The sequence below is a fragment of the Nocardioides sp. Z22_16 genome (genome assembly GCF_058134365.1).
The window spans coordinates 507,888-533,004 of record NZ_JBYTTI010000005.1 but is presented as its reverse complement, the minus strand read 5'-3'; the positions used below and the strand labels follow the sequence as shown (position 1 = coordinate 533,004).

Here is a 25,117-nt window from a genome sequence, read left to right as displayed (position 1 = left end):
ACGAACAGTCTGTCCGGGCCGGTGAACCCCACGGCGAACGCCGGGTACGCCGGGGACCACCCGCACCGGAAGGGGTTCTTCACCGACACCAGCATCTGCATCGGGTGCAAGGCCTGCGAGGTCGCCTGCAAGGAGTGGAACGACGTCCCGGCCGACCACTTCGACATGACGGCGAGCTCCTACGACAACAGCCACTCGCTCAACGCCAACCAGTGGCGCCACGTGGCGTTCATCGAGCAGCCGAAGCGACTGGGCTCGCAGGACCCGGGGCTGCGCCCGGTCGAGGTGGCGGACCTGGGGATGCCGACGGTCCGTCCCACCGACACCGCCGGCGCCGTGGCGGACCAGCAGGAGACCGAGGACGGCGAGAAGCCCGACTTCCGGTGGCTGATGTCCTCCGACGTCTGCAAGCACTGCACCCATGCCGCGTGCCTCGACGTCTGCCCGACCGGGTCGCTCTTCCGCAGCGAGTTCGGCACCGTGGTCGTGCAGGACGACATCTGCAACGGCTGCGGCTACTGCGTGCCCGCGTGCCCGTACGGCGTGATCGACCGCCGCAAGGGCCCGGAGGGCGCCAAGAACGTCGGGATCGCCCAGAAGTGCACCCTGTGCTACGACCGTCTGGGGGCCGGACAGACTCCCGCCTGCGCCCAGGCGTGCCCCACCCAGTCGATCCAGTTCGGCGACGTCGAGGAGCTGCGTGAGCGGGCGAGCGCCCGGGTCGCCCAGCTCCACGAGGCCGGCATCATGGACGCCAGTCTCTACGGCAACGACCCGCACGACGGGGTCGGCGGGACGGGCTCCATCTTCCTGCTGCTCGACGAGCCGGAGGTCTACGGTCTGCCACCCGACCCGGTGGTGACGACCGCCGACCTGCCCCACATGTTCCGCCGTGCCTCCGCCGCCGCCGCGACGCTCCTGGTCGGGGCCGCGATCGCCTTCGTGGGGAGACGGCCGTGAACGGCGGACCGCGCGGACAGGGGGAGCGCGAGGGAGGCGCCGCGCCGGGCCGGCACTCGATGACCGGGCCCGAGGGCGCCCACCCCGACAACGAACGACAGACCACCGCGGTGATCGGGTCGGCCGGTGGGCGCCGGCCGCGGCGCCCCGGCGGCCGACGCAAGCACGGCCCGGGCGTCGAGCAGGTCGTCCCGGACGCCGACTTCACCTCCTACTACGGGCGGCCGATCGTCAAGGCCGCGCCGTGGGAGGCCGACATCCCGGCCTACCTCTTCACCGGCGGCCTGGCCGCCGGGTCCGCGCTCGTGGCGGCCGGCGCCGACCTGACCGGCCGTCCCCACCTGCGCAGGACGGCCCGGCTCGGGGCCCTGGGCGCGCTGGTCTTCTCCGGGGCCGCCCTCGTCCACGACCTGGGCAAGCCGTCGCGCTTCGTCAACATGCTCAGGGTGGCCAAGCTGACCTCGCCGATGTCGGTGGGCACCTGGATCCTCACCGGCTACGCCCCGGGCGCCGGGATCGCCGGGATCGCCGAGCTCCTCGACCTGCTGCCGGCGAGCCGTCGCCGCGGGGTGCTGGGGACCGCGTCGCGGCTGGCCTCCTTCGCCGACCGGCCCGCCGGCCTCTGGGCCGCCCTCTTCGGGCCGCCGTTGGCCGCCTACACCGCCGTGCTGCTCTCCGACACCGCCACCCCGTCGTGGCACGCCTCCTACCAGGAGCTCCCGTTCGTCTTCGTCGGCTCGGCCGCCGCCGCCTCGGCCGGGCTGGGGCTGATCGGTGCGCCCCCTCACGAGACCGGGCCGGTCCGACGACTGGCGGTGGGCGGTGCGGTGCTCGAGCTGGTGGCCGAGCACCGGATGGAGCAGTCCATGGGCATCACCGCCGAGCCGCTGCACCAGGGGAGGGCCGGTCGCCTGATGAGGGCCGCGAAGGTGCTCACCGCGGCGGGCGGAGTGGGTGCGGCCCTGAGCGGGCGCAGCCGGGCGCTCGGTGTGGTCTCCGGGGCGGCGCTGATGGCCGGGTCGGCATGCACCCGGTTCGGCGTCTTCGAGGCGGGCATCGCCTCCGCACACGACCCGAAGTACACCGTCGTCCCGCAACGGGAGCGGCTGCAGCATGAGGGACCTGTCCGTTTCGAGGAGTGAGGTGTCGCGATGACCAGCACGGAGCCAGACAGCACCAGCACCACTCCGTCCACCAACCGGTGGCTGCTCGTCGCCGCAGGACTGCTCCTGCAGTTCTCCATCGGCGCCGTCTACGCCTGGAGCGTCTTCGCCAAGGCGCTCCAGGAGGCCGACCCCTTCGAGCTGACCGCCGTGCAGGCGGCGATCCCCTTCGAGGTCACCATCGGGATGATCTTCGTCGGCACCTACATCGGCGGGCGGATCCAGGACCGTCGCGGACCGCGCATCGTGGCGATGGCGGGCGGGGTGATCTACGGCCTCGGGGTGCTGCTGGCCGGCTTCGCGCGGGACGCCGACACCTTCTGGCTGGTCGTCCTGGGCTACGGGGTGATCGGCGGCTTCGGTCTCGGGGTCGCCTACATCGTGCCGATCGCGATGCTGCAGAAGTGGTTCCCGGACAAGCGCGGACTGATCACCGGGCTGGCCGTGGGTGGCTTCGGCTTCGGTGCGGTGCTCACCTCGCCGGTGGCCAACTGGCTCATCGACCGCGACCCGGACGTGCCCACCAAGGCGTTCATCCCGCTGGGGATCGCCTACCTGGTGATGTCGGTGCTGGGGGCCTCGCTCTTCAAGAACCCGCCCGAGGGCTACACCGTCGGCGGGCAGTCGGCGACCACGTCGGGTGCCGCCGCGCGACAGGTGCACGACTACACGCAGGGCGAGGCGCTGCGCACCCCGCAGTGGTACCTGCTGACCGCCATCCTCACGCTCAACGTCGCGGCCGGGATCTCCCTGATCTCGCAGGCGGCCTCGAGCGCCTCGGACATCGCGGGCTACTCCGCCTCGGCAGCGGCCACCGTGGTCGGGGTGCTGGCGATCTTCAACGGAGCGGGCCGCATCGTGTGGGCCGCGGCGTCGGACAAGGTCGGGCGGATGAAGTCGTTCGCGGCGATGTTGGGACTCTCGGGCCTGTGCCTCATCGCCATCCCGCACGCGGAGAACGCCGCCCTCTTCTTCGTGCTGGCCGCGGTGATCTACCTCTGCTACGGCGGTGCCTTCGGGACGATGCCGGCCACGGCGGGCGACTTCTTCGGCGTCCGGAACGCCGGCGCGATCTACGGCCTGATGCTGATCGGCTGGAGCATCGGCGGCGTGTGCGGGCCGCTGCTGGCCTCCGCCCTGATCGGTGACGACCTGGCCTACACCACGGCCTACACCACGATCGGGGTCGTGGCGCTGGCCGCGGTGGCGCTCACCCTGGTCACCAAGGTGCCCGAGGGACGCCCCACCGCGGCCGGCGGCTCCGAGCCGGTCAGGCGCTGACCGGCCGCTCCTGCCGGGAGCTGTCGTCGGCGTCGTCCTGCCCGCCGGTGGTGGACGGGGAGGGCGGGGCCAGGTCGACCTCCTCGTCGCGCCACGCCCTGCCCTCGCGGCTGGCGGTGTAGGCCTCGAGGTCGAGGATCCCCTCGCGCTTGGCGACCAGCGTCGGCACCAGCGCCTGGCCGGCCACGTTGGTCGCGGTGCGACCCATGTCGAGGATGGGGTCGATCGCCAGCAGCAGACCCACGCCCTCGAGGGGGAGACCGAGGGTGGAGAGCGTCAGGGTCAGCATCACGGTGGCCCCGGTGACCCCGGCGGTGGCCGCGGAGCCGATCACCGAGACGAAGGCGATCAGCAGGTAGTCGGTCAGCGCCAGGTCGACGCCGAAGAACTGGGCCACGAAGATGGCGGCGATCGCGGGGTAGATCGAGGCGCACCCGTCCATCTTGGTGGTCGCCCCGAGCGGCACCGCGAAGGCGCTGTAGGCACGCGGGACGCCCAGGTTGCGCTCCGTCACCGCCTGGGTGACCGGCATGGTGCCCACCGAGGAGCGGGAGACGAAGCCCAGCGAGATCGCCGGCCAGGCGCCGGAGAAGAACTGGCGCACCGAGAGTCCGTTGACGCGCAGCAGCACCGGGTAGACGACGAAGAGCACCAGGGCGAGACCCAGGTAGATCGCCAGCGTGAACGTGCCCAGGGAGCCCAGCGCGTCCCAGCCGTAGGTGGCGACCGCCTTGCCGAGCAGGCCGACGGTCGCGACCGGAGCGAGCAGGATGACCCACCACAGCACCTTCTGCACCACCGCGAGCGCGGAGCGGACGAAGCCGAGGAACGGGTCGGCCGCGGGCCCGACCTTGAGCGTCGCGATGCCCACGGCGATCGCGGTCACCAGGATCTGCAGCACGTTGAAGGAGAGGCTCACGCTGCCGTCGTCGCCCGCGCTGGCCTGGAGGCCGAGGAAGTTGGCGGGCACCAGGCCGTTGAGGAAGTCCAGCCAGGAGCCGGTGGTGGAGGGCTCCGCGGCGGCGGCGGCGGAGACCGAGGTGTTGCGCCCCGGCTCCAGGAGCAGCCCCAGGGCGATGCCGATGCCCACCGCGGCCAGGGCGGTGCCGGCGAACCAGGCCAGCGTCTTCCAGGCCAGCCGGGCCGCGCCGGTGACGTCGCGCAGGTTGGCGATCGAGGCCACGATGGCCAGGAAGACCAGGGCCGGGACGATGGCGCGCAGCAGGGTGACGAAGATGCCGCCCACCTGGGTCAGCGTCTCGGTCAGCCAGTTGGGGTCCGCGACGCCCGCGGCGTCGACGGAGTCCGGGCCCATCGACCGGGCGACGAGGCCCAGCACGACGCCGAGGACGAGGCCGATCAGGACCTGGGTGCCGAAGGACGGCAGCCACCGTCGTCGCGGCTTCTCCTGACTCTCCGGGGTCGTGGTGGGGACACGGGGGGTTGAGCTCATCGAGATGACCTTTCTGGGACGGCGCGGTGCGGGCGGGCACGTCGACCGGGGAGCGGGCGGGCGGCTGGAGGCGCCACGGGCTGAGCCGGGGGGCGCGTCACGAGGTCAGCGACAGCGGGTGCTCTGGGTGCGGACGAGGTCGATGAAGAGGCGCCGCGTCAGCAGCTCTCCCTCGGCGTTGGTCCGGGTGCACATGGAAGCCTCAACCGGCCCGCGGCCGGCTCCATTCCCCGCCGGCGTACATGGGCCTGCGGCACCGGGGTACTCACGCTGGCAACGACGGGAGGACGAATGCGACCACGGATGCCGGGCGGACCGGCGGAGCTGACCCTGGTGAGGCACGGGCACAGTGTCGGGAACCTCGCCGACCAGCGGGCCCGCGAGTCAGGGGCCGAGCTGCTCGACCTCGAGATCCGCGACGCCGACGTCGCGCTCTCCGACGACGGGGAGCAGCAGGCGGGGGCCCTGGCCAGGTGGCTGCGCGCGCAGGGGGACGAGGGGCTGCCCACGGTGGCGATCAGCTCGCCCTACCGGCGGGCCGCCGAGACGGCGCGCCTGAGCCTGGAGGGGACGGGGATCGAGGTGGTCCTGGACGAGCGGCTGCGGGAGCGGGACCTCGGTCTCTTCGACGGGATGACCGGCAAGGGCATCCGCGCGCGGCACCCCGAGGAGACCGAGCGCCGCGACAAGCTGGGCAAGTTCTACTACCAGCCCCCCAGCGGCGAGAGCTGGGCGGACGTGGCGCTGCGGGTGCGCAGCCTCCTCCACGACCTTCGCGACGGGTACGACGGCGCGAACCTGTGGCTCTTCACCCACCAGGCGGTGATCATGACCTTCCGCTACGTGCTGGAGGGGATCTCCGAGGAGGACCTGCTCGAGATCGACCGCCGGGTGCAGATCCCGAACGCCTCGATGACCCGCTACCGACGGGAGGGCGACCTGCTCGAGCTCCTCACGTTCGCCGACACCGGAGCCGTGGACGCCGCCCCGGAGGCCGGCGTGACCCGCGAGCCCTCCCAGGCAGGGCGCGGCGATGGCACCGGGTGAGCCGCGGCCGGTGACCCCCGCGGTGCTGCGGGACCATCCGCTCCCCGCCCCCGGCGACGACAAGCAGGCACGCGGCCAGGTGCTCGTGGTGGGCGGGAGCGCGGCCACCCCGGGGGCGGCGCTGCTCGCGGGCGAGGGCGCGCTGCGCGCCGGCGCGGGGAAGCTGCAGATCGGCACCGTCGCGAGCACCGCGGTCGCGGTCGCGGTCGCGGCGCCTGAGGGAGGAGTGTGGGGGCTCCCGGAGCTCGACGGCGAGATCGCGCCCGTCGCCGCCTCCCGGATCGCCGAGCTGGCCGACGGGTGCGACGCCGTCCTGCTGGGCACCGGCGCCGGCGACGTGGAGGCGGCCATCTCCCTGCTCGAGCGGCTGGCGCCGCGGCTGCGGGGGCCGGTGGTGCTCGATGCGCTGGGCTCCTCCTTCCTGACCCGGCACCAGGACGGTCTCCACCACCTCGACGGGCGGGCGGTGCTCACGGTGAACCCGACGGAGCTGGCCCTCACCTCCGGCCGGGACGAGGAGGAGGTCGCCGCCGACCCGGTGCCGGCGGCGTGCCAGGTGGCCCGGGACTCCCGTGTCGTGGTCCTGTGCGGCGGCACCGACAAGCACGTGGTCACCCCGGAGCTGGACGTCTGGGTCGTCCCCGGCGGGGGGCCCGGGCTCGGCGTCTCCGGCTCGGGCGACGTCCAGGCCGGGATCGTCTGCGGCCTCCTCGCCCGCGGCGCGGCCCCGTGGCTGGCTGCGGTGTGGGGGGCGCACCTGCACGCCAGGGCCGGAGAACGCCTCGCCGAGGCCGTCGGCGCCGTAGGCTTCCTCGCGCGAGAGCTGCCGGGGGAGGTGCCGGGGCTCCTCGAGGAGCTGGACTGAGCGGCCTGGGAGGGGAACGGGATGGGCGAGCCGGACACCGGGCCGGACACGGAGCCGGACACCGGGCCGGACTGGCCCCTGGTGTGGAGCCGGGTGGCGACCACGCTGGGCGGTCACCTGGCCGCGGGCCGCGGGCACCTGGTCACCCGGGACACCGTCCGGTTGGCCACCGTCCTCGCCCTGCAGGGGGCCGGGGTCGTGCCCTCCCGGATGGCGCTCGACCTCCCCGCCCGCGGCACCACGGCCCCGAGCGCACCGATCGCCGACCTCCTGGTCGACGGCCCGGGAGGCACGGTCGTCGACCTGAGGCTGCCGTGGGACGCGGAGGGCCAGGACACCCACGCGATGGGGGTGCTGGTGCGCGACCTGCTCCGGATCGGGGCGGTCCCGGCGCGCCGGCGGTGGGTGGTCCAGGTCATGGCCGGTGAGCGCATGGGCCACCTGGAGAGCGCGGCCACCCGTCGTGGCCTGACCTGGCCGAGCCGCCCGGGCGTGCGGGTGCTGCTGGACCGGGCCACGCTGGACGACCTGCCGCCGGGGGCGGGACGGGCGCTGACCGGCGGGCGCTGGCACCTGCCCCTGGTGGTCGCCTGCGCGGGCGTCTGGCCCGTCGCCGCCGAGCTGGCCCTCTACGCCCTCGACGTCTCGACGCCCCTGGCCACCGCGGGCGCGTCCTCGACCGACCGTCCCCGGGTCGTGCCCACCACCGCGCCGGAGCGGCGGCAGGGCCACGTCGCCCGCACGTCCGGGCAGCCACTGCTGCGCACGCCGGTGGTGGCTCCGCCGTCACCGCAGGGCACCGCCAGGGCCGAGGTGCTGGAGGCGGTGCGGTCGCTGGTGGAGCGCACCGGCCATGACCTCGTCCACGTCGACGACGTCCTCGCCGAGGTCCGCCGCCGGGGCAGCCGGTTCGCCGACGCCACCGTCGTCACCATGCTGACCCGGCACATGTGCGTCGAGGTCCAGGGTCGCGGTATCGCCTCCTACGACGACCTGGAGCAGGCGGGGGAGCGCAGGTACCGGCTGCGGCCGGGCCGCTGAGCGAGCCGGGCCGGACGCGCCGCCACGGCAGCGGCTCAGACGTAGCGGCGGTCGTCGGGCTCCTCGGGGTCGTCGGTCCCGTCGTCCACCCGCCCCTCGCGCAGCCGCTCCAGGGCGGCCATCAGGTGGTAGAGGACCACCGCGGCCACCGTGCCCAGGGCGATGCCGGTGAAGGTCATCTCGCCCGCGTGGAGGGTGAGGTCCCCGATGCCGATGATCAGCGCGGCTGCGGCCGGGTACTGGTTGACGGCCCGACCGAAGTCGACCTGGTTGTCGATCCAGATCTTGACGCCGATCAGGCCGATCAGGCCGTAGAGCGCCACGGTGACGCCGCCGAGCACCCCGTCGGGGATGGTCTTGAGCAGCTGCCCGAACTTCGGCGAGAGGCTGAGCAGCACCGCGGCGATGCCGGCCACCCAGTAGGCCGCGGTCGAGAAGATCCGGGTGGCGGTCATCACCCCGATGTTCTCGCCGTACGTCGTCGTCGCGGAGCCGCCGCCGGCGCCGGCCAGGGCGGTCGCGAGGCCGTCGGCCAGCAGTGCGTTGCCGGTCCGGTCGTTGATGCTGTCGTCGCCGACCAGGTGGGCGACGCTCTTGACGTGGCCGACGTTCTCGGCGATCAGCACCAGCACCACGGGCAGGAACATCGGCACCACCGACCAGGTCACGTCCGGGGTGGTCAGCTCGGGGAGGCCCACCAGCTCGGCGTCGCGGACCGGGCCGAAGTCGATCTGGCCGCTCAGCGCCGCCGCCACGTAGCCGACCACCACCCCGATCAGGATCGAGAGGCGGGCGACCATGCCGTGGAAGAGCACCGCGACGACCACGATGGTGGCCAGCGTCAGGGTGGCGATCCACGGGGCCGTCTGGAAGTTCCCGGTCGCGACCCCGCCCAGGTTGAAGCCGATGAGGGCGACGATCGCGCCGGTCACCACCGGCGGCATGAGCACGTTGATCCACCGGGTCCCGGTCACGTTGACCACCAGGCCGACGGCGGCCAGGAGAAGGCCGGTGGCCATGACGCCGAAGAGCGCGGCGCCCATGCCGCCGTCGGCCATCGAGGCCTGGATCGGCGCGATGAACGCGAACGAGGAGCCCAGGTAGCTCGGCACCCGGTTGCGCGTCAGCAGGAGGAAGAGCAGCGTGCCGATCCCGGAGAAGAGCAGGGTGGTGCTGGGCGGGAAGCCGGTGAGCAGCGGGACCAGGAAGGTGGCGCCGAACATCGCGACCACGTGCTGGGCGCCGAAGCCGATGGTCCGCGGCCAGGTGAGCCGCTCGCCGGGCCGGACGATCGCGTCCGGAGCGACGGTGCGGCCGTCGCCGTGCAGGGTCCAAGCCATGGTGTCTCCTGAGTGTGCTGGTGCCGGACCGGACGGCCGCCCCCACGACCCAGCGGGACTCTACCGAGGTCGGGCGCCGGCCACGTGGCAGAGGGTGTGCGCCCGGGGAGCCGCGCGCGGACGGGTCAGGGGGGCGGTGCGGAGACGACTCCTCGGACCGCGCGCTCCAGCACGACGCGGCCCAGCGGGTCCGCCACCCTCCGGGGCTCCAGAAGGAGGGCGGACGGGAGCTCGACGAGGCAGTAGCCCACGGTGGTCCGCGCCGAGCGGTCGGTGCGTCCCCACAGCCGCTCGGCCAGCTCGCGGACGAGCGCGTCGAGGTCGTGTCGGAGGGCGGCGAGCTCCTCGACCTGGCCGGGGGAGAGGCTTCCGCCGATCAGGTCGCCCGGCCGCACGGAGAGCAGCAGCCGGGTGCCGTCCTGGTCGCGGGTGGCGTAGTCGGCCGGGGCGCAGGCCGCGGCGACGAGCGCCTCGGTCGCCGTCCCGCCCGCACCGAGCACCCCGCCGACCGCGGCCCGCTGCTGGGTGAGGAAGCGGCGTCCCTCCCGGGCCCAGGTGCTGGCGAGCAGGCCGTCGCGCGAGCCGAAGGCGTGATAGATCGCGCCGTTGCTCACCCCGGAGGCGGCACTCAGCCCGCGGATGGTGAGGGCGTCCCGGCCCTCCCGGGTCCAGAGGGCGCGGGCGTGGTCGAGGAGCTCGTCCAGGTCGTGCTCGCGCCGGCGCCCCATCGTCGCCGGCCGCCTAGGCCTGCGGGCGGGCGAGCGCCTCGACGACGTGGGCGTACATCGTCGCCTTGATCGCCCCCAGCGTCGCCCGGTCTTTGCCCGCCCGGTCGCGGACCAGGTCGGCGGCGGTGCCGGCGAGCGACTCCAGGTCCGTCGCCGCGTCCACCAGGCCGGTGCTCGCCGCCTCGGGGCCTCCGAACCGTCGCCCGGTCAGCATCGAGGCCACCGCGGCCTGCGGGGTCAGCTTGGCGGTGATCAGGGCGGACATCCCGGGGGTGAAGGGGATGTGGATGTCGACCTCGGGGAAGCAGAAGAAGCCCCGGTCGGCACGCATCACCCGGTGGTCGTGCGCCATCGCCAGCATCGCGCCGCCTCCGAACGCATGGCCGTTGACCGCCGCCACCGTCGGCACCGGGAGGGTGAGGACCTGCGAGAAGAGCGCGTGGATGCTGTCCACGTAGGTGCCGAGCTGCTCGGGGTGGGCGCCCAGCCACTCCAGGTCGAGACCGTTGGAGAAGAACTTGCCGGATCCGGTGGTCACCAGCGCGGCCGGCTCGGTGGACCGGGCGACCTCGTCGAGCAGCCCGGAGGTCGCGGCCAGCCAGTCCGGGGAGAAGCGGTTCTCGTCGTCGCCAAGGTCGAGGGTCCAGACGGGGCCGTCGGTGGTCAGGGTGGGCATGGGATCTCCTCGGGTGTCGTGGGCCAGGAGAAGATAGCAGAGCGCCCGCTCTGAAAAGCGGCGTCCCGAGGACGGGGCGGGTCAGCCTCTGCCGTGCCACCAGATGGCGACCGCCAGGTCCACCCGCTCCGGTGTCCGGGTGGCCACACCCTCGGCGCGCAGCAGCTCCCAGGCCGCGCCGTCGTGGCACTCGGCTGGCCGTCCGTCGGCGCGCACCACCCGCCACCACGGGACGCCGCCGCCGTGCAGGGCCATCACCCGGCCCACCAGCCGGGGACCGCCCCGGCCCACGGCGTCGGCCAGCGCCCCGTAGGTGACGACGCGACCCGGCGGCACCTGCTCCACCAGGCTCAGCACGGCCTCGACGTACTCCTCGTCCAGCACCCGCCCGGTCATCGCGCGGGCCTCCTGGTGAGCAGCACCAGCACCTCGTAGTGCGACGTGTGCGGGAACATGTCGAGGAGCTGGGCGCGCACCGGGACGAGTGAGGGCATCGCGGCCAGGTCGCGGGCCAGCGACTCCGCGTGGCAGCTGGAGTAGACGACGTGCGGCACCGCAGAGCTGTCCAGCCACCCGGCGAGCTCCGGCCCGAGGCCCCGCCGGGGCGGGTTGACGACGACCAGGTCGGGGGCGTGGTCGGCGGCGAGCGCGTGAGCGGTGGCGTCACCGGTCTCGAAGGTGACGTCGCCCAGGCCGGCGTCCCGGCTGGTCCTGCGGGCGCTGGCGACCGCCTCGGCACTGACCTCGACGCCGAGCACGCGGCGTCCCGGGCCGGCGAGATGGAGGGCGAAGCCGCCGACACCGCAGTAGAGGTCCCAGATCTCCACCGGGGCCGGGACGATCCCGTCCACCCAGGCGGCCGCCTGGCGGTAGAGGGCCGTGGCCACCTCGGTGTTGGTCTGGAAGAAGCTCTGCGGCCTCAGGTGGAGCGTCAGCGCGCCGACCCGCATGCCCAGGGTCTCCCCGTGCAGCACGAGCTCGCGCTCGCCCTCCAGCACGGCCTTGTGCTCGGGCTGCAGGTTGACCGAGACCACGCGCACGCCCGGCAGCGCCGCCAGCAGCGCCGGCAGGTGCTTGCGGATCCGCGTCACCGGCTCCTGGGACCGCAGCACGAACCGCACCATCAGCTCCCCGTCGGGGGACTCGGTGACCAGCAGGTGCTTCAGCTCGCCGCGCCGCCGCGCCACGTCGTACGGCTCGACCGCCGCGAGGGAGACGAAGTCGGCCAGCACCGGCAGCGCCGCCTGCAGCCCGGGAGTGTGCAGGGGGCAGTCGCGCAGGTCGATGCCCCGCCGGCCCCGGTCCAGGATGCCCAGGGTGGGAGCGGCCACGCTGCCCGCCACGACCATCTTGGCCTTGTTGCGGAACCCGGCCTCCCGGCCCGCCACGGGGGGCAGCCACTCGATCCCCCCGGCGGGGCCGTACGGGTCGAGCAGGTCGCGCAGGTGCCTGGCCTTGGACTCCAGCTGGTCGGGCCGGGGCACCTCCAGCCACGAGCAGGAGCGACACCGTCGGGCGTCGTAGTGGGCACAGTCCATGACGCCAGCGAATCTACCTCGCGGCGGCCCTCGGCTACGATGTGCGGCGCAGAGGGTTCTGCGCGTTCTTGGAGGTGGGTACGGCGCGCGTCGTCAGCGCCTACCCGAAAGCCGCCCACCCCCTTGTCTCCACTGTCTTCCTACCGACGGCTCCTCGAGCTGGCCGGTCCTCTCTACCTGGCCGTCGCCTTCTTCGGGCGCCTTCCGCTCTCCATGAGCCAGCTCGGCACCCTGCTGCTGGTCTCCTCGGTCACCGGCAGCTATGCCACCGGCGGGCTCGCCGCGGGCGTCCTGGCCGTGGCCAACGCCGTCGGCGCCCCGCTCGCCGGCGCCCTGGCCGACCGGTTCGGCCAGCGCCCCGTGGTGCTGGTCCAGTCCCTGGCCGGGGCCGGCGCCCTGGCCGCCCTGGTCCTGGCCGGCGAGCAGGGGGCGGGCGGCACCACGCTGATCGCCGCGGCCGGGCTCGCCGGGCTGCTGATCCCGCAGGTCGGCCCGCTCTCCCGGGCGCGCTGGCGACCGATGATCGGGTCGACCGACCCGCACCGGGAGCGGCTGATCAACACCGCGTTCTCCTACGACGGATCGGCGGACGAGGCCTCCTTCGTGCTCGGCCCGGCGCTGGTCGGGATCCTGGTCGCCGTCGCCTCGCCCACCACCGCGATGGCGACGGGGGCGGTCGGGCTGCTCGTCTTCGGCACCGCCTTCGCCGCCCACCCCACCGCTCGGCATCGTCCGGCCGCAGGCAGCAGCGCAGGCAGCGCAGGCAGTGCGGGGACGACGGGGCAGGAGGCAGCGACCGAGGCTGGGCACCCCACCGGCGTCGTCCGACCGGCCCGCGTGCTCACCCCGGTCTTCGTCGCCCTGCTGGTGGCCCTGCTGTGCGTGGGATCGCTCTTCGGGGCGACCCAGACCGGCACCACGGTGCTGGCCGACGCCAGCGGAAGCGCCGGCCTGGCCGGGCTGGTGCACGCCGTGCTCGGCATCGGCAGCGTGATCGCCGGGCTCGGGACGGCGCTCCTCCCCGCCTCCTTCGCCCAGGAACGGCGGATGGTGCTCTGCGGAGTCTTCCTGCTGGTCGGCTCGCTCCCGCTGTTCGCCGTCGGGTCGCTGGGCACCTTGACCCTGGTGGTCCTGGCCCTCGGCTTCGGAGTCGCGCCGTTCATGATCAGCGCGTTCACCCTGGGCGAGCGCACGCTCCCGGCGGGGCGCTTCGCGCTGGGCCTGAGCCTGCTCGGCAGCGCCGTCAACGTCGGCTACGCCCTGGGTGCGGGCATCGCCGGACGGCTCGCCGACCACGTGGGCCCGGACCGGGGCCACACGGCGGCCTTCGCGGTGACGGTCTCGGCGATGGCGGTCGCGGTGCTGGTCTCGCTCGGCCTGCTCCGGCGGCTCCGGCGGTCGGAGCGGCTCGGTGGAGGCGGACCAGGAGCCGGAGGCTCAGCCGCGGAGCCGGCCCATCCACTCCTCGACGTCGTGTGAGCTGCGGGGGAGCGCCGCGGAGAGGTTCCGGCTGCCGTCGGCGGTGACGAGGATGTCGTCCTCGATCCGGATGCCGATGCCGCGCAGCTCCTCGGGGACGAGGAGGTCGTCGTCCTGGAAGTAGAGGCCCGGCTCGACCGTGAGGACCATCCCCTCGGCGAGCTCGGCCCTCGTGTAGGACTCCGGCGCCGCCCGCCCGCAGTCGTGCACGTCCATCCCGAGCATGTGCGAGGTGCCGTGCAGGGTCCACCGGGCGTAGACCTTGGAGCCGGGGTCGAGCGCCTCCTCGGCGCTGACCGGCAGGAGGCCGAGGTCGGCCAGGCCGTGGGCCAGCACCTCCATCGCCGCCTCGTGCGCCGCGAGGAAGGGCACGCCGGGGCGGACCGCCTCGATGCCGCGCTGCTGGGCGGTGAGCACCAGCTCGTAGAGGTCGCGCTGCAGGTCGGTGAAGGTGCCCGAGACCGGCAGCGTCCGGGTGACGTCCGCGGTGTAGAGGTTGAGGTTCTCCACGCCCATGTCGAGGAGGACCAGCTCGCCGGGGACGATCGGACCGGTGTTGTCGATCCAGTGCAGCGTCGTGGCGTGCGAGCCGCCGCCCACGATCGAGTCGTAGCCGATGTCGTTGCCCATCGCGCGGGCCCGCCGGAAGAAGGTGCCCTCGATCCAGCGCTCGCCGTGCTCGAGGACCCTGTCCCACTCGCGCACGGAGTCCTCGAAGCCCAGGGTGGTGATGTCGCAGGCCTCCTGGAGCTGGGCGACCTCCCACTCCTCCTTGACCAGCCGCATCTCCGAGACGACGCGGGCCAGGTCGGCGTCGGTCGTCACGTCGCCGGGCACCAACGCGTCGACCTCGGCGCTGACCCCCCGGTGCACCCGGGTCTTGGGCCCGTTCGCGAGCACCTCGGGGAGCTCCTCGGCGTGGCGGACCTCGAGGCCGAGCGACTCCGACATCTCATCCAGCGACGGTCGGCGGCCCGCCCACAGGGCGCCGTACTGCCGGTCCCGGAAGAACTCGTCGGTCTCGCGGGAGGAGCGCGGGCGGGCGTAGAGCACCGACTCGCCGTCCTCGACGACCAGGACGGCGTCGGTGGTCTGGTTGCCGGAGAAGTAGGTGTGCGCGGTGTCGGGGCGGAAGCGGTAGTCGGTGTCGTTGGACCGCACCTTGAAGGTGCCGGCGGGGAGCACCAGCCGCTCGCCGGGGAAGGCCTCGGCGAGGCGGGCGCGCCGCGCCGCCGCGAACGGGGCCACCGGGTGCCGGTCGACCTCGTGCTCACCCTCCGCCCACCCGGTCCGCATGAAGGCGGCGTACGCCTCGGGGACGGACTGGTCGTGGGACTGCGTGCCCGGCGCCGACTCGGGGTCGGTCCGTGGGGGAGAGATGGACTCGCTGGTCGGCTGCTCGCTCACAGCGATCACTGTACGCCGCGCCCGAGCCGCCCCGTTAGGCTGCGGCCCATGTCAAGTCACGGTCGCGACAGCGTCGCGTTCACGCTCGTCGTGACCCTGCTGGCGGTGCTGGGCGCGGCCGCGATGCTGCTCGTGATCGCGCTCTCCGGCGCTCCCTCCACGCTGGCCCTGGCGACCCTGCTCGCGGTCCTGCCGGTGGGGCCGCTGCTGGCCTGCTTCCTCTGGCTCGACCGCTACGAGCCGGAGCCCCGTCGGCTGCTCGCCGCCGGCCTCGCCTGGGGGGCCTTCGTGGCGACCGCCGGTGCGATCGTGCTGCAGGGGCTCGGGGGCTTCTTCGGCGGCTTCGACGACGCCCAGATGCTGGCCGGGGTCGCACCGGTCACCGAGGAGGCCACCAAGGGGCTCTTCCTGCTCCTGCTGCTGTGGTGGCGCCGGGGCGAGCTCGACGGGGTGCTCGACGGGATCGTCTACGCCGGCATGGTGGGGGTGGGCTTCGCCTTCGTCGAGAACATCCTCTACCTCGCTGCGGCCTACGACGGCACCGACGCGATGGGCCCCGGCGGCACGGAGGCGCTGACGGTCGTCTTCGTGCTGCGGTGCCTGATCAGCCCGTTCGCGCACCCGCTCTTCACCGCCTTCATCGGCATCGGCGTCGGGGTGGCCGTCGCGAGCCGCAACCGGCTGCTCCGTGTGGTGGCCCCGTTCGCGGGGTACGTGCTGGCTGTGCTGTCCCATGGCCTGTGGAACGCCTCCAGCCTCACGGGGACGGGGGGCTTCCTCGCCGTCTACGTCACCACGATGGCGCCGGCCTTCGTGGCCGTCGTCTGCTTCGCCGTCTGGCTCCGCCGCTCCGAGCGCCGGATGCTGACCCGGTCGCTGGAGGACGCCGCCCGGCTCGGTCTGCTCCCCGCCTCCGACATCGCCTGGATCGTCGACCTGCGGGCCCGCCGGGCCAGCCGGAGCTACGCCCGCGACCAGGGCGGTGAGGAGGCCGAGCGTGCGATGCGCGACTATCAGCAGGCCGCGATCGAGCTGGGCTTCCTGCACCACCGCTACCTCCGCGGCACGCCCCCGCCGCGGTTCGCGGCCCGAGGGCAGGTCTTCGTCCGTCGACTGAACGCCGCCCGTCCCTACGTCTCCTTCCCCGGTCAGGTGGTCCCCACGCGATGAGCGACTCTCACACCCAAGGCTCGCCGGTCGGCGAGCCCTCCGCCGACGCCACCCAGATGCTCACCGCGCTGGTCCAGCTGCGCGGGGCCCTCCAGGGCGCCGTGCTGCCGCTGGAGGTGCCCGGCGTCGAGGCGCACCGCGCCGCCCGCGCCGACATGATCTCCCAGCTCGAGGACTACGTGATCCCGCGGCTGATGACCATCGAGGCGCCGATGCTGGCGGTGGTGGGGGGCTCGACGGGCGCCGGGAAGTCCACCCTGGTCAACTCGCTCGTCGGGCGCCGGGTCACCCAGCCCGGGGTGCTGCGGCCCACCACGCGGTCGCCGGTCCTCGTGCACAACCCGGAGGACGCGCACTGGTTCGGGCAGGACCGGCTGCTGCCCGAGCTCGAGCGGGTGACCACCTCGACCAACGACCCGTCCGCCCTCCAGCTGGTGCCCTCCGACACCGTCCCGGCCGGGCTCGCGGTGCTCGACGCCCCCGACATCGACTCGGTGGAGGAGGCCAACCGGACGCTGGCCGCGCAGCTCCTCGCCGCGGCCGACCTCTGGCTCTTCGTCACCTCGGCCGCCCGCTACGCCGACCAGGTGCCCTGGCAGTTCCTCCGCGAGGCCGCGGAGCGTTCCGCGGCGGTCGCGATCGTGCTCGACCGTACGCCGCCGGAGGCCGTCGAGACGGTCGCGAGCCACCTGGCCCGGATGCTGGCCAGTCGCGGGCTCAAGGACTCCCCGCTCTTCACCGTGCACGAGGGGCCGGTGGACGACGAGGGGCTCCTGCCCCCCGAGTCGGTCGCCGAGATCCGCGCCTGGCTGGAGTCCCTGGCGGCCGATGCGGAGGCGCGGGCCGGGGTGGTGCGCCAGACCCTGGAGGGCGCCATCCGCACCGTCGCCCGGCGCACCCACCTGGTCGCGGACGCCGAGGCCACCCAGGTCACCGCGCTGACCCGGCTCCGCGAGGACGCCGAGAAGGCCTACGCCGTCAGCCTGGACGCGGTCAGGGAGGCCTCGGCCGACGGCACGCTGCTGCGCGGCGAGGTGCTGGCGCGCTGGCAGGAGTTCGTCGGCACCGGCGAGCTGCTCCGCTCCCTGGAGACCCGGGTCGGCTGGTTGCGCGACCGGGTGGTCAACGCGATCAAGGGCAAGCCGCAGCAGGCCGAGCGGGTCCAGGTAGCCGTGGAGTCGGGCCTCGAGACGCTGCTGACCGAGCACGCGGAGGCAGCGGCCGAGCGGGCCGAGGCCTCCTGGCAGTCGCTGGCGTCCGGGCAGGCGCTGCTGCGCCAGGCCGACGAGGACCTGGGACGTGCCTCCCGCGACTTCCGGCGCCGGGCCGAGCGCGAGGTCCGGGACTGGCAGGCGGGCGTGCTCGAGATGGTCCGCATGGAGGGCGCCGACAAGCGCACCACGGCGCGGTTCCTGGCCTACGGCGTCAACGGCCTCTCCGTGGCCCTCATGGTGGTCGTCTTCGCCCACACCGGCGGTGCCCTGGTCGGGGCCGAGGCCGGCATCGCCGGCGGCGGTGCCGTGCTGGGCCAGAAGCTCCTCGAGGCGGTCTTCGGCGACCAGGCGGTCAGGTCGCTGGCTGAGCGCGCCCGCAAGGACCTGGAGCGCCGGGTGGAGGCGATGTACGCCGTGGAGCGGGCCCGCTACCTCGACCTGCTCGACTCCCTGGGCTTCAGCGAGGGCTCGCCGGAGACGCTGCGCCAGGCGGCACGGCGCGTGGACGACCTGCGCTTCGCCCGGTCCTCGAAGCCTGAGGCCAGTGCCGGGACGGCATGAGGATCGGTGCGGAGGCTAGGGTGAACTGTTGCAACCGACCATCTCCGCAGAGGACACCATGACGTCTCTTCTCGAGGGCGCCAAGAAGCTGGTGACCCGCGGCTCCGACATCGGCGCGAGGGTCGAGGGACTCTCGCTCGCCGTGGAGGCGAGCCGCGGGCGCCTCGACGACGACCTGGTCGACGCGGCCGGCTCCACCGCGACCCGTGCCGCCCACCGCCTCCGGCTCTCCGCCGACCACACCGTGGTCGCGCTCGCCGGCGCCACCGGGTCGGGCAAGTCCTCCACCTTCAACGCGCTGACCGGCCTCGAGCTGAGCGCGGTCGGCGTGCGCCGCCCCACCACCTCGTGGGCCACCGCCTGCGTGTGGGGCTCGGAGGGCGCCTCGGAGCTCCTGGAGTTCCTCGGCATCCCCGAGCGCCACCAGGTGACCCGCGACAATCTCCTCTCCAAGGGCCGCGAGGACTCCGCCATGCAGGGGGTCGTCCTGCTCGACCTGCCCGACCACGACTCCACCGAGGTCAGCCACCACCTCGAGGTCGACCGGCTGGTGGCGCTGGCCGACATGCTGATCTGGGTCCTGGACCCGCAGAAGTACGCGGACGCCGCCGTCCACGAGCGCTACCTCGCCCCGCTGGCCGGTCACAAGGACGTCATGCTCGTCGTGCTCAACCAGATCGACCGGGTCCCCGAGGAGCGGCGCGAGGCCATGCTGGGCGACGTCCGGCGCCTGCTGGCCGCCGACGGCCTGACCGGGGTCCCGGTGCTCGGCGTCAGCGCCCGCGAGGACTGGGGGATGGCCGAGCTCCGGGAGGAGATCGCCCGCCGGGTCGCGAGCAAGAAGGTCACCAAGCAGCGGCTCGAGGCCGACGTGAGGGCCGCCGCCCTGCGCATGCGCACGGTGACCGGCGTGGCCCCCGTCCCCGAGGTGCCCAGGGCGAGGCTGGAGGCCCTCGAGGACTCCTTCGCCGAGGCGGCGGGCGTGCCGACGGTCGTCCGCGCCGTGGAGCAGTCGACCCGGGTGCGGGCCAACCGCGCCACCGGCTGGCCCGCGACGGCCTGGCTGAGCCGCTTCCGGCCCGACCCGCTCAAGCGCCTCCACCTCGACCTCGGCCAGGTGGGCAAGGAGCTGACCGGCAGCCCGCGCAGCTCGCTCCCCGAGCCCACCCAGGTGCAGCGGGCCCGGGTCGACACCGAGGTGCGCGCCCTGGTCGACGAGGTCACCCAGGAGCTCGAGCCGGCGTGGTCGCACGCGGTGCGCCGGGCCTCGGTCTCGCGTCTGCCCGACCTGGGCGACCGCCTGGACAAGGCCCTGTCGGGCACCGACCTCGGTGCCGACCGGTTGCCGGTCTGGGCCGGGATGGTCCGGGTCCTGCAGTGGATCCTCATCGTGGCCGCGGTGGTCGGCGGCCTCTGGCTCGGGCTGCTCGCGCTCGGCACGTATGCCCGGGTGCCCGAGCCGCCGACGCCGGAGTGGGGCGGCTGGCCGCTGCCCACGCTGCTGCTCCTCGGCGGACTCGGTCTGGGCGTCCTGCTGGCCCTGCTGTGCCGCCTGCTGGTGGCTGGCACCGCGCGCCGACGCGCACGGGTGGCCGACCAGCGGCTGCGCAAGGCGATCGGCGAGGCCTCCGACGAGCTGGTCCTGGCACCGGTCAAGGCGGAGCTCGAGGCCTACCGGCAGACCCTCGAGGGTCTCGAGACCGCGCTGCGCTGAGGCCACCGGCCGCTCACCCTCCACAGCGGCGGGGCCGCAGCCGTCCCTCCACAGGCGGGACGCGCGCGGCCGCCGGCTCGCTCGGGCTCCCGCCAGCCTGGTCACGGGCACGGTGCCCGCGACGACGGCGAGGGAGAGCCAGATGAACGACAGCACGATCACCTTCAGCGGCTGGGTGGGCTCGGAGGTGACCCTGACCGAGGGTCCGCAGGGCGTCGCCGTGGCCAGCTTCCGGGTGGGCAGCACGCCGCGGCGGTTCCGCGACGGCCAGTGGGAGGACGGCGAGACCATCTGGTACGCGGTGAAGGCGTGGCGGACCCTGGCGGCCAACGTCTCACGCTCGGTCCGCACCGGAGATCCGGTGGTGGTCTCGGGCAAGCTGGTCGCCGACGTCTGGAAGCGCGAGGACGGCACGATCTCCACGCGCTACGTCGTGGTCGCCGCCTCGGTCGGTCACGACCTGACGCGGGGGACCAGCACGTTCCGGCGCACCGCACGCGCCCAGGCCGCCGCCCAGGCCGCCGCGCCGACCGCCGCGCCGACCGCCGATTCGGCCGCCGACTCGGCCGAGGCCGGCGGTGCCGCCGGTCCCGCCGGCGAGCCGCTCGACCCCGGCGCGGAGGCGGAGGTGCGGCCGGACGGCGGACCGCACGCGGCGACCGACCAGGAGCCCGCGGCGTGACCCCACGGCCCGTCGCCGTCCGCCCGCCCGTCCGCCCGCCCGTCCGGTGCTCTGTCCGCCGTGCGGACGTCTCTGCCGGCGCAGGGCTGCGCCTGGCGGTGCGTGGGCGCGCGTGGGCGGTGCATGCGGTGCATGCGGTGCATGGCGGCCGGGGCGTCACGGGTAGGGTCGCGGGCATGGCTGAGTACGTCTTCACGCTGCGCAATGTGCGCAAGGCCCACGGCGACAAGGTGGTCCTCGACAACGTCACCCTCTCGTTCCTGCACGGCGCCAAGATCGGCGTCGTCGGACCGAACGGTGCCGGAAAGTCGACCCTGCTCAAGATCATGGCCGGGCTCGAGCAGCCCAACAACGGGGATGCCATCAAGGACCCCGAGGCCACGGTCGGCATGCTCCAGCAGGAGCCGCCGCTGACCGAGGGCAAGACGGTCCTGGACAACGTCGAGGAGGCCGTCTTCGAGATCAAGAGCAAGATGAAGCGCCTCGAGGACGCCTACATGGAGATGGGCGAGCCCGACGCCGACCAGGACGCGCTGATGGCCGAGACCGGGGAGCTCCAGACCTTCCTGGACGACCACAACGCCTGGGACGTCGACAGCCGGCTCGAGCAGGCGATGGACGCGCTGCGCTGCCCGCCGCCGGACGCCCTGGTCGACACCCTCTCCGGGGGTGAGCGCCGCCGCGTGGCGCTGTGCAAGCTGCTCCTCCAGCAGCCCGACCTGCTGCTGCTCGACGAGCCCACCAACCACCTCGACGCCGAGTCGGTGCAGTGGCTCGAGGGGCACCTGAAGAGCTACCCGGGTGCCGTGCTGGCCATCACCCACGACCGGTACTTCCTCGACAACGTGGCGGAGTGGATCGCCGAGGTCGACCGCGGCTCCATCCACGGCTACGAGGGCAACTACTCCACCTACCTGGAGACCAAGAAGGACCGCCTCAAGATCGAGGGGCAGAAGGACGCCAAGCGCGCCAAGATGCTCGAGAAGGAGCTGGAGTGGGTCCGCTCCAACGCCAAGGCCCGCCAGACCAAGAGCAAGTCGCGCCTGGCCCGCTACGAGGAGCTGGCCGCGGAGGCCGACAAGGCCCGCAAGATCGACACGGCCGACATCAACATCCCGCCCGGCCCGCGCCTGGGTGACGTGGTGCTCGAGGCTGCCCACCTCACCAAGGGGTACGACGACCGCATCCTGTGGAACGACATCAGCTTCACGCTTCCCCGCGCGGGCATCGTCGGGGTGATCGGTCCCAACGGGGTGGGCAAGACCACCCTCTTCCGGATGATCACCGGCGACGAGACCCCGGACTCGGGGAAGCTCACGGTGGGCCAGACGGTCAAGATCTCCTACGCCGACCAGAGCCGCGGGGGGATCGACCCCAACAAGAACGTCTGGGAGGTCGTCTCCGACGGCCTGGACTTCATCAAGGTCGCCAACTTCGAGATGAACAGCCGTGCCTACGTGGCGTCGTTCGGCTTCAAGGGCCCGGACCAGCAGAAGAAGGCCGGGGTGCTGTCGGGCGGTGAGCGCAACCGGCTCAACCTGGCGCTGACCCTGAAGATGGGCGGCAACATGCTGCTCCTCGACGAGCCCACCAACGACCTCGACGTGGAGACCCTCTCGGCCTTGGAGGACGCGCTGCTCGACTTCCCCGGCTGCGCCGTGGTCACCTCCCACGACCGGTGGTTCCTGGACCGTGTCGCCACCCACATCCTCGCCTGGGAGGGCACCGAGGAGGACGGCGGCAAGTGGTTCTGGTTCGAGGGCAACTTCGCCTCCTACGAGGAGAACAAGGTCGAGCGTCTCGGCGTCGACGCCGCCCGGCCGCACCGGGTCACCCACCGCCGGCTCACCCGCGACTGACCCGCTGCGCGCGGGTCCGCTCAGGTCTCCCTGGGGCGGACCCCTGCGTGCGGGGCCGCCGGCAGAGGCCTCAGGAGCTGCGCATCTCCATCTCGGGGTGACGCGCGATGAGGTGGTCCGCCACCGCGTTCATCACCCTGCCCACGGCGTCGAAGTCCTCGCGCGAGACCAGGTCGACCAGGTTGTTGCGCACGCCGGTGACGTGGACGTGCGCGGCGTCGCGGAGCAGCTCCATCCCGGCGTCGGTGAGGCTCGCCACCACCCCACGGCCGTCCTCGGGCGAGGCGGAGCGCAGCACGTAGCCGCTGCGCTCCAGGCGCGCGATCGTGTGGGTGACCCGGCTGCGGCTGTGCGCGAGTGCGTCGGCGAGCTGGGCCATCCGCATGGCGCGGCCCTCCCGCTCGGAGAGCCGGACGAGGATCTCGTACTCCGCCAGGGAGATGTCGAACGACTGCCTCAGGTCGTCGTCGAGGCGGTCCAACAGCAGGGTGTGGCCGAGCATCAGAGCCCGCCACGCGCGTTGCTGGGACTGGTCGAGCCACCTGGTCGCCCCCGGATCGGTCATGGGGGAGACCCTATCGGCTCCTCCGGTGCCGATCTCGCGACGCGCGCCCCGGAACCGAAGGGAGACCGGGGCGCGCGTCGCCGGCGCCGGCGCGGAGCCGGCCCGGGAGCGATCAGATGCGCTCGAGGATCAGCGCCATGCCCTGACCGCCGCCGACGCACATGGTGATCAGGCCGGTGGACTTGTCGTGCCAGTCGAGGCTGTTGAGCATCGTGGCCTGCAGGCGGGCGCCGGTCATCCCGAAGGGGTGGCCGACCGCGATGGCCCCGCCGTTGACGTTGAGGCGGTCGAGGTCGATCCCGAGCTCCTGGTAGGAGGGGACGACCTGGGCGGCGAAGGCCTCGTTGATCTCGACCAGGTCGATGTCGCCGATGCTCATCCCCGCGTTGGCGAGGGCGCGCCTGGTCGCCTCGACGGGGCCGAGGCCCATGATCTCCGGGGAGAGGCCCGAGACGCCGGTGGCGACGATGCGGGCCAGCGGGGTGACCCCGAGCTCGGCGGCCTTGGTGTCGCTCATCACCACGACGGCCGCGGCGCCGTCGTTGAGGGCGCAGCAGTTGCCCGCGGTGACCACGCCGTCGGGGCGGAACACCGGCTGCAGGCCGGCGAGGGCCTCGTAGGTGACGCCGGCGCGGGGGCCGTCGTCGGCGGTGACCACGGTGCCGTCCGGGGTGCTCACCGGCGTGATCTCCCGGGCCCAGAAGCCGTCGGCGATCGCCTTCTCCGCGAGGTTCTGCGAGCGGACCGCGAACTCGTCGAGCTCCTGGCGGCTGAGGCCGCGCAGCTGGGCGACGTTCTCGGCCGTCTGGCCCATCGCGATGTAGACGTCGGGCAGCAGGCCCTGGTCGCGGGGGTCCGCCCACTTCTGGCCGCCCTCGGCCAGCTTGGCGGTGCGGCTCTGGGCGTCGTCGAAGAGCGGGTTCACCGTGTGGGGGAGGTGGTCGGAGGTGCCCTTGGAGAAGCGCGAGACCGTCTCCACGCCGGCCGAGATGAAGACGTCGCCCTCGCCGGCCTTGATGGCGTGGAAGGCCATCCGGGTGGTCTGCACCGAGGACGAGCAGTAGCGGGTGATCGTCGCGCCGGGGACGTCGTCCATGCCGTTGATCACGTTGACCACGCGGCCCATGTTGTTGCCCGACTCGCCGCCGGGCAGCCCGCAGCCGAGCAGGGTGTCGTCCACGGTGTTCGGGTCCAGGGCGGGCACCTTGTCCAGGGCGGCCTTGATGATCGTGGCAGCCAGGTCATCGGGGCGCAGGTCCTTGAGGGATCCCTTGTTGGCGCGGCCGATCGGCGAACGGGCTGCGGAAACGATCACTGCCTCGGGCATGGAAGCTCCTTCTGGGGTACTCATCTTCGGGACCGGGCCACCCTACGTCGGTGCCGTGTGCCGCGGGAGTGCGTGCCCGCCCCACGGTCCTTGGGCGGCGAGCCCGGGATCCGCCCCGGTCCGGCGGACCGCAGCAGAGCGATGAGAGCATCGCGGTCGTGCGCCACCTCTACGAGTGCCCCATGCGCTGGGCCGACCTCGACGTCCTCCAGCACGTCAACAACGTCGTCTACGTCGACTACCTGCAGGAGGCCCGGGTCGACATGCTCCGGACCCACGCGCCGGCCCGGTCCGGCGGCCCGGCCGGTGAGCGTCCCGGTGAGGGGCTGGTGGTGGCCCAGCACGACATCACCTATCTGACCTCGCTCGAGCTGCGACCCGAGCCGGTGCGCATCGAGTGCTGGGTGACCGAGATCAGGGCGGCCAGCTTCACCATGGCCTACGAGATCTTCGACGAGGCCGACGGGGTCCGCACCACCTACGCCCGGGCCACCACGTTGCTCACCCCCTACGTCTTCTCCGCGGAGCGGCCCCGCCGGCTCAGCGGTGCTGAGCGCGAGGTGCTGGAGAGGTTCCTGGAGCCCGCCGAGGCGCCGGAGCGCCTCTTGGGGGGCGACGGCAGACCGGCCGAGCCCGCGGGGAGCTACCCGCTCCAGGTGCGCTTCAGCGACGTGGACGTCTACGGGCACGTCAACAACGTGAAGTACCTCGAGTACTTCCAGGAGGCCCGGATCGCCATGATCGGCGGGCTGGCCGCGGAGGAGAGCGGCCAGCAGCTCGTCATGGTGCTGGCGCGCACCCAGGTGGAGTACCGGTTGCCCATCCTGTTCCGGGCCGAGCCCTACGCGGTGAGCTCCTGGGTGACGCGGATGGGGTCGCGCTCGCTGACCGTCGAGTCGGAGATCCGGGACGGCGACCGGTTGATGAGCCGTGCCGCGGTGGTGATGGTCTTCTTCGACCCGGTCACCCAGCGCAGCAGCGAGCCGGACGCCGCGCTGCGGTCCCGCCTGGAGCGGCTGGTCGCCGGCTGAGCCCGGGGGAGGAGCG

Annotated in this window: 22 protein-coding genes; 13 read left to right on the top strand and 9 right to left on the bottom strand. The window is 73.4% G+C overall.

Translation table 11 applies throughout. The features are described 5' to 3' along the window. Positions 1-21: 21 nt before the first annotated feature. The 3 genes from AC3X7R_RS17705 to AC3X7R_RS17695 are packed head-to-tail and all read left to right on the top strand — an operon-like array spanning position 22 to position 3,404. Positions 22-960 carry a 4Fe-4S dicluster domain-containing protein gene (locus AC3X7R_RS17705; RefSeq protein ID WP_489966995.1) on the top strand — a complete coding sequence of 313 codons (939 nt, stop codon included), beginning with the start codon at positions 22-24 and terminating at the stop codon, positions 958-960. Then, a complete protein-coding gene (nrfD, locus tag AC3X7R_RS17700; protein ID WP_489966994.1) occupies positions 957-2,102 on the top strand; it encodes an NrfD/PsrC family molybdoenzyme membrane anchor subunit in 1,146 nt (381 codons plus the stop codon). Before AC3X7R_RS17705 ends, nrfD begins: the two co-directional genes overlap by 4 nt. Positions 2,103-2,111: 9 nt before the next feature. Next, on the top strand, positions 2,112-3,404 hold the full coding sequence (locus tag AC3X7R_RS17695; protein ID WP_489966993.1) for an L-lactate MFS transporter: 1,293 nt from the start codon (positions 2,112-2,114) through the stop codon (positions 3,402-3,404). Here AC3X7R_RS17695 and AC3X7R_RS17690 read toward each other — a convergent pair. Then, complete coding sequence (locus AC3X7R_RS17690; protein WP_489966992.1) at positions 3,394-4,857, bottom strand: dicarboxylate/amino acid:cation symporter; 1,464 nt, start codon at positions 4,855-4,857, stop codon at positions 3,394-3,396. The two genes, AC3X7R_RS17695 and AC3X7R_RS17690, sit on opposite strands and share 11 nt — an antisense overlap. 303 nt (positions 4,858-5,160) lie before the next feature. On the opposite strand from AC3X7R_RS17690, the gene AC3X7R_RS17685 reads away from it, so the two are divergent. The 3 genes from AC3X7R_RS17685 to AC3X7R_RS17675 are packed head-to-tail and all read left to right on the top strand — an operon-like array spanning position 5,161 to position 7,810. After that, positions 5,161-5,904 carry a histidine phosphatase family protein gene (locus AC3X7R_RS17685; protein ID WP_489966991.1) on the top strand — a complete coding sequence of 248 codons (744 nt, stop codon included), beginning with the start codon at positions 5,161-5,163 and terminating at the stop codon, positions 5,902-5,904. After that, on the top strand, positions 5,891-6,769 hold the full coding sequence (locus AC3X7R_RS17680) for an NAD(P)H-hydrate dehydratase (RefSeq protein WP_489966990.1): 879 nt from the start codon (positions 5,891-5,893) through the stop codon (positions 6,767-6,769). Before AC3X7R_RS17685 ends, AC3X7R_RS17680 begins: the two co-directional genes overlap by 14 nt. A gap of 21 nt (positions 6,770-6,790) precedes the next feature. Beyond that, positions 6,791-7,810 carry a hypothetical protein gene (locus tag AC3X7R_RS17675; protein WP_489966989.1) on the top strand — a complete coding sequence of 340 codons (1,020 nt, stop codon included), beginning with the start codon at positions 6,791-6,793 and terminating at the stop codon, positions 7,808-7,810. Between the two features lie 35 nt (positions 7,811-7,845). Here the strand turns inward: AC3X7R_RS17675 and AC3X7R_RS17670 are convergent, their stop codons facing one another. The 5 genes from AC3X7R_RS17670 to rlmC all read right to left on the bottom strand — a co-directional run bounded on the left by AC3X7R_RS17670 (position 7,846) and on the right by rlmC (position 12,092). Then, entirely contained in the window at positions 7,846-9,150 is a 1,305-nt protein-coding gene (locus tag AC3X7R_RS17670; RefSeq protein WP_489966988.1) for a uracil-xanthine permease family protein, read from the bottom strand. 125 nt (positions 9,151-9,275) lie between these two features. Continuing rightward, a complete protein-coding gene (locus AC3X7R_RS17665; RefSeq protein ID WP_489966987.1) occupies positions 9,276-9,878 on the bottom strand; it encodes a helix-turn-helix domain-containing protein in 603 nt (200 codons plus the stop codon). Between the two features lie 13 nt (positions 9,879-9,891). Next, positions 9,892-10,554, bottom strand: a complete 663-nt coding sequence (locus AC3X7R_RS17660) for an enoyl-CoA hydratase-related protein (RefSeq protein ID WP_489966986.1) — start codon at positions 10,552-10,554, stop codon at positions 9,892-9,894. An 81-nt stretch (positions 10,555-10,635) separates the two neighbouring features. Further along, positions 10,636-10,950 carry an MGMT family protein gene (locus AC3X7R_RS17655; RefSeq protein WP_489966985.1) on the bottom strand — a complete coding sequence of 105 codons (315 nt, stop codon included), beginning with the start codon at positions 10,948-10,950 and terminating at the stop codon, positions 10,636-10,638. Beyond that, complete coding sequence (gene rlmC / locus AC3X7R_RS17650) at positions 10,947-12,092, bottom strand: 23S rRNA (uracil(747)-C(5))-methyltransferase RlmC (protein WP_489966984.1); 1,146 nt, start codon at positions 12,090-12,092, stop codon at positions 10,947-10,949. Before rlmC ends, AC3X7R_RS17655 begins: the two co-directional genes overlap by 4 nt. A 123-nt stretch (positions 12,093-12,215) precedes the next feature. Between rlmC and AC3X7R_RS17645 the strand changes: the two genes are divergently transcribed. Then, positions 12,216-13,571 (top strand): MFS transporter, encoded by a 1,356-nt coding sequence (locus AC3X7R_RS17645; RefSeq protein ID WP_489966983.1) that lies wholly within the window; start codon positions 12,216-12,218, stop codon positions 13,569-13,571. Here the strand turns inward: AC3X7R_RS17645 and AC3X7R_RS17640 are convergent. Further along, positions 13,530-14,978 (bottom strand): aminopeptidase P family protein, encoded by a 1,449-nt coding sequence (locus AC3X7R_RS17640; RefSeq protein WP_489966982.1) that lies wholly within the window; start codon positions 14,976-14,978, stop codon positions 13,530-13,532. The two genes, AC3X7R_RS17645 and AC3X7R_RS17640, sit on opposite strands and share 42 nt — an antisense overlap. 48 nt (positions 14,979-15,026) lie before the next feature. Between AC3X7R_RS17640 and AC3X7R_RS17635 the strand changes: the two genes are divergently transcribed. The 5 genes from AC3X7R_RS17635 (at position 15,027) to ettA (ending at position 22,178) form a co-directional block, all read left to right on the top strand. Continuing rightward, positions 15,027-16,148, top strand: a complete 1,122-nt coding sequence (locus AC3X7R_RS17635; RefSeq protein ID WP_489966981.1) for a PrsW family intramembrane metalloprotease — start codon at positions 15,027-15,029, stop codon at positions 16,146-16,148. Next, positions 16,145-17,923, top strand: a complete 1,779-nt coding sequence (locus tag AC3X7R_RS17630; protein ID WP_489966980.1) for a dynamin family protein — start codon at positions 16,145-16,147, stop codon at positions 17,921-17,923. Before AC3X7R_RS17635 ends, AC3X7R_RS17630 begins: the two co-directional genes overlap by 4 nt. Before the next feature lie 58 nt (positions 17,924-17,981). After that, complete coding sequence (locus AC3X7R_RS17625; protein ID WP_489966979.1) at positions 17,982-19,637, top strand: YfjP family GTPase; 1,656 nt, start codon at positions 17,982-17,984, stop codon at positions 19,635-19,637. A gap of 142 nt (positions 19,638-19,779) precedes the next feature. After that, a complete protein-coding gene (locus tag AC3X7R_RS17620; RefSeq protein WP_489966978.1) occupies positions 19,780-20,319 on the top strand; it encodes a single-stranded DNA-binding protein in 540 nt (179 codons plus the stop codon). Positions 20,320-20,495: 176 nt separating this feature from the next. Then, positions 20,496-22,178: an energy-dependent translational throttle protein EttA gene (gene ettA, locus AC3X7R_RS17615; protein WP_489966977.1), complete on the top strand. Its 1,683-nt coding sequence runs from the start codon at positions 20,496-20,498 to the stop codon at positions 22,176-22,178. A gap of 70 nt (positions 22,179-22,248) precedes the next feature. Here the strand turns inward: ettA and AC3X7R_RS17610 are convergent, their stop codons facing one another. Both AC3X7R_RS17610 and AC3X7R_RS17605 read right to left on the bottom strand, forming a co-directional pair. Beyond that, entirely contained in the window at positions 22,249-22,743 is a 495-nt protein-coding gene (locus tag AC3X7R_RS17610) for a MarR family winged helix-turn-helix transcriptional regulator (protein ID WP_489966976.1), read from the bottom strand. 112 nt (positions 22,744-22,855) lie between these two features. Beyond that, a complete protein-coding gene (locus tag AC3X7R_RS17605) occupies positions 22,856-24,070 on the bottom strand; it encodes an acetyl-CoA C-acetyltransferase (protein ID WP_489966975.1) in 1,215 nt (404 codons plus the stop codon). 158 nt (positions 24,071-24,228) lie between these two features. Here AC3X7R_RS17605 and AC3X7R_RS17600 point away from each other — a divergent pair, with 158 nt between their 5' ends. Continuing rightward, positions 24,229-25,101, top strand: a complete 873-nt coding sequence (locus AC3X7R_RS17600) for an acyl-CoA thioesterase (RefSeq protein ID WP_489966974.1) — start codon at positions 24,229-24,231, stop codon at positions 25,099-25,101. Positions 25,102-25,117 lie beyond the last annotated feature (16 nt).

What these genes read in the sequence shown, in the direction of transcription:
- AC3X7R_RS17665 (WP_489966987.1), bottom strand. Translation starts at nt 9,878, where the DNA reads ATGGGGCGCCGGCGCGAGCACGACCTGGACGAGCTCCTCGACCACGCC.
- rlmC (WP_489966984.1), bottom strand. Translation starts at nt 12,092, where the DNA reads ATGGACTGTGCCCACTACGACGCCCGACGGTGTCGCTCCTGCTCGTGG.
- ettA (WP_489966977.1), top strand. Translation starts at nt 20,496, where the DNA reads ATGGCTGAGTACGTCTTCACGCTGCGCAATGTGCGCAAGGCCCACGGC.
- AC3X7R_RS17630 (WP_489966980.1), top strand. Translation starts at nt 16,145, where the DNA reads ATGAGCGACTCTCACACCCAAGGCTCGCCGGTCGGCGAGCCCTCCGCC.
- AC3X7R_RS17660 (WP_489966986.1), bottom strand. Translation starts at nt 10,554, where the DNA reads ATGCCCACCCTGACCACCGACGGCCCCGTCTGGACCCTCGACCTTGGC.
- AC3X7R_RS17690 (WP_489966992.1), bottom strand. Translation starts at nt 4,857, where the DNA reads ATGAGCTCAACCCCCCGTGTCCCCACCACGACCCCGGAGAGTCAGGAG.
- AC3X7R_RS17685 (WP_489966991.1), top strand. Translation starts at nt 5,161, where the DNA reads ATGCCGGGCGGACCGGCGGAGCTGACCCTGGTGAGGCACGGGCACAGT.
- AC3X7R_RS17655 (WP_489966985.1), bottom strand. Translation starts at nt 10,950, where the DNA reads ATGACCGGGCGGGTGCTGGACGAGGAGTACGTCGAGGCCGTGCTGAGC.
- AC3X7R_RS17670 (WP_489966988.1), bottom strand. Translation starts at nt 9,150, where the DNA reads ATGGCTTGGACCCTGCACGGCGACGGCCGCACCGTCGCTCCGGACGCG.
- AC3X7R_RS17610 (WP_489966976.1), bottom strand. Translation starts at nt 22,743, where the DNA reads ATGACCGATCCGGGGGCGACCAGGTGGCTCGACCAGTCCCAGCAACGC.
- AC3X7R_RS17695 (WP_489966993.1), top strand. Translation starts at nt 2,112, where the DNA reads ATGACCAGCACGGAGCCAGACAGCACCAGCACCACTCCGTCCACCAAC.
- AC3X7R_RS17635 (WP_489966981.1), top strand. Translation starts at nt 15,027, where the DNA reads ATGTCAAGTCACGGTCGCGACAGCGTCGCGTTCACGCTCGTCGTGACC.
- AC3X7R_RS17625 (WP_489966979.1), top strand. Translation starts at nt 17,982, where the DNA reads ATGACGTCTCTTCTCGAGGGCGCCAAGAAGCTGGTGACCCGCGGCTCC.
- AC3X7R_RS17675 (WP_489966989.1), top strand. Translation starts at nt 6,791, where the DNA reads ATGGGCGAGCCGGACACCGGGCCGGACACGGAGCCGGACACCGGGCCG.
- AC3X7R_RS17605 (WP_489966975.1), bottom strand. Translation starts at nt 24,070, where the DNA reads ATGCCCGAGGCAGTGATCGTTTCCGCAGCCCGTTCGCCGATCGGCCGC.
- AC3X7R_RS17680 (WP_489966990.1), top strand. Translation starts at nt 5,891, where the DNA reads ATGGCACCGGGTGAGCCGCGGCCGGTGACCCCCGCGGTGCTGCGGGAC.
- AC3X7R_RS17620 (WP_489966978.1), top strand. Translation starts at nt 19,780, where the DNA reads ATGAACGACAGCACGATCACCTTCAGCGGCTGGGTGGGCTCGGAGGTG.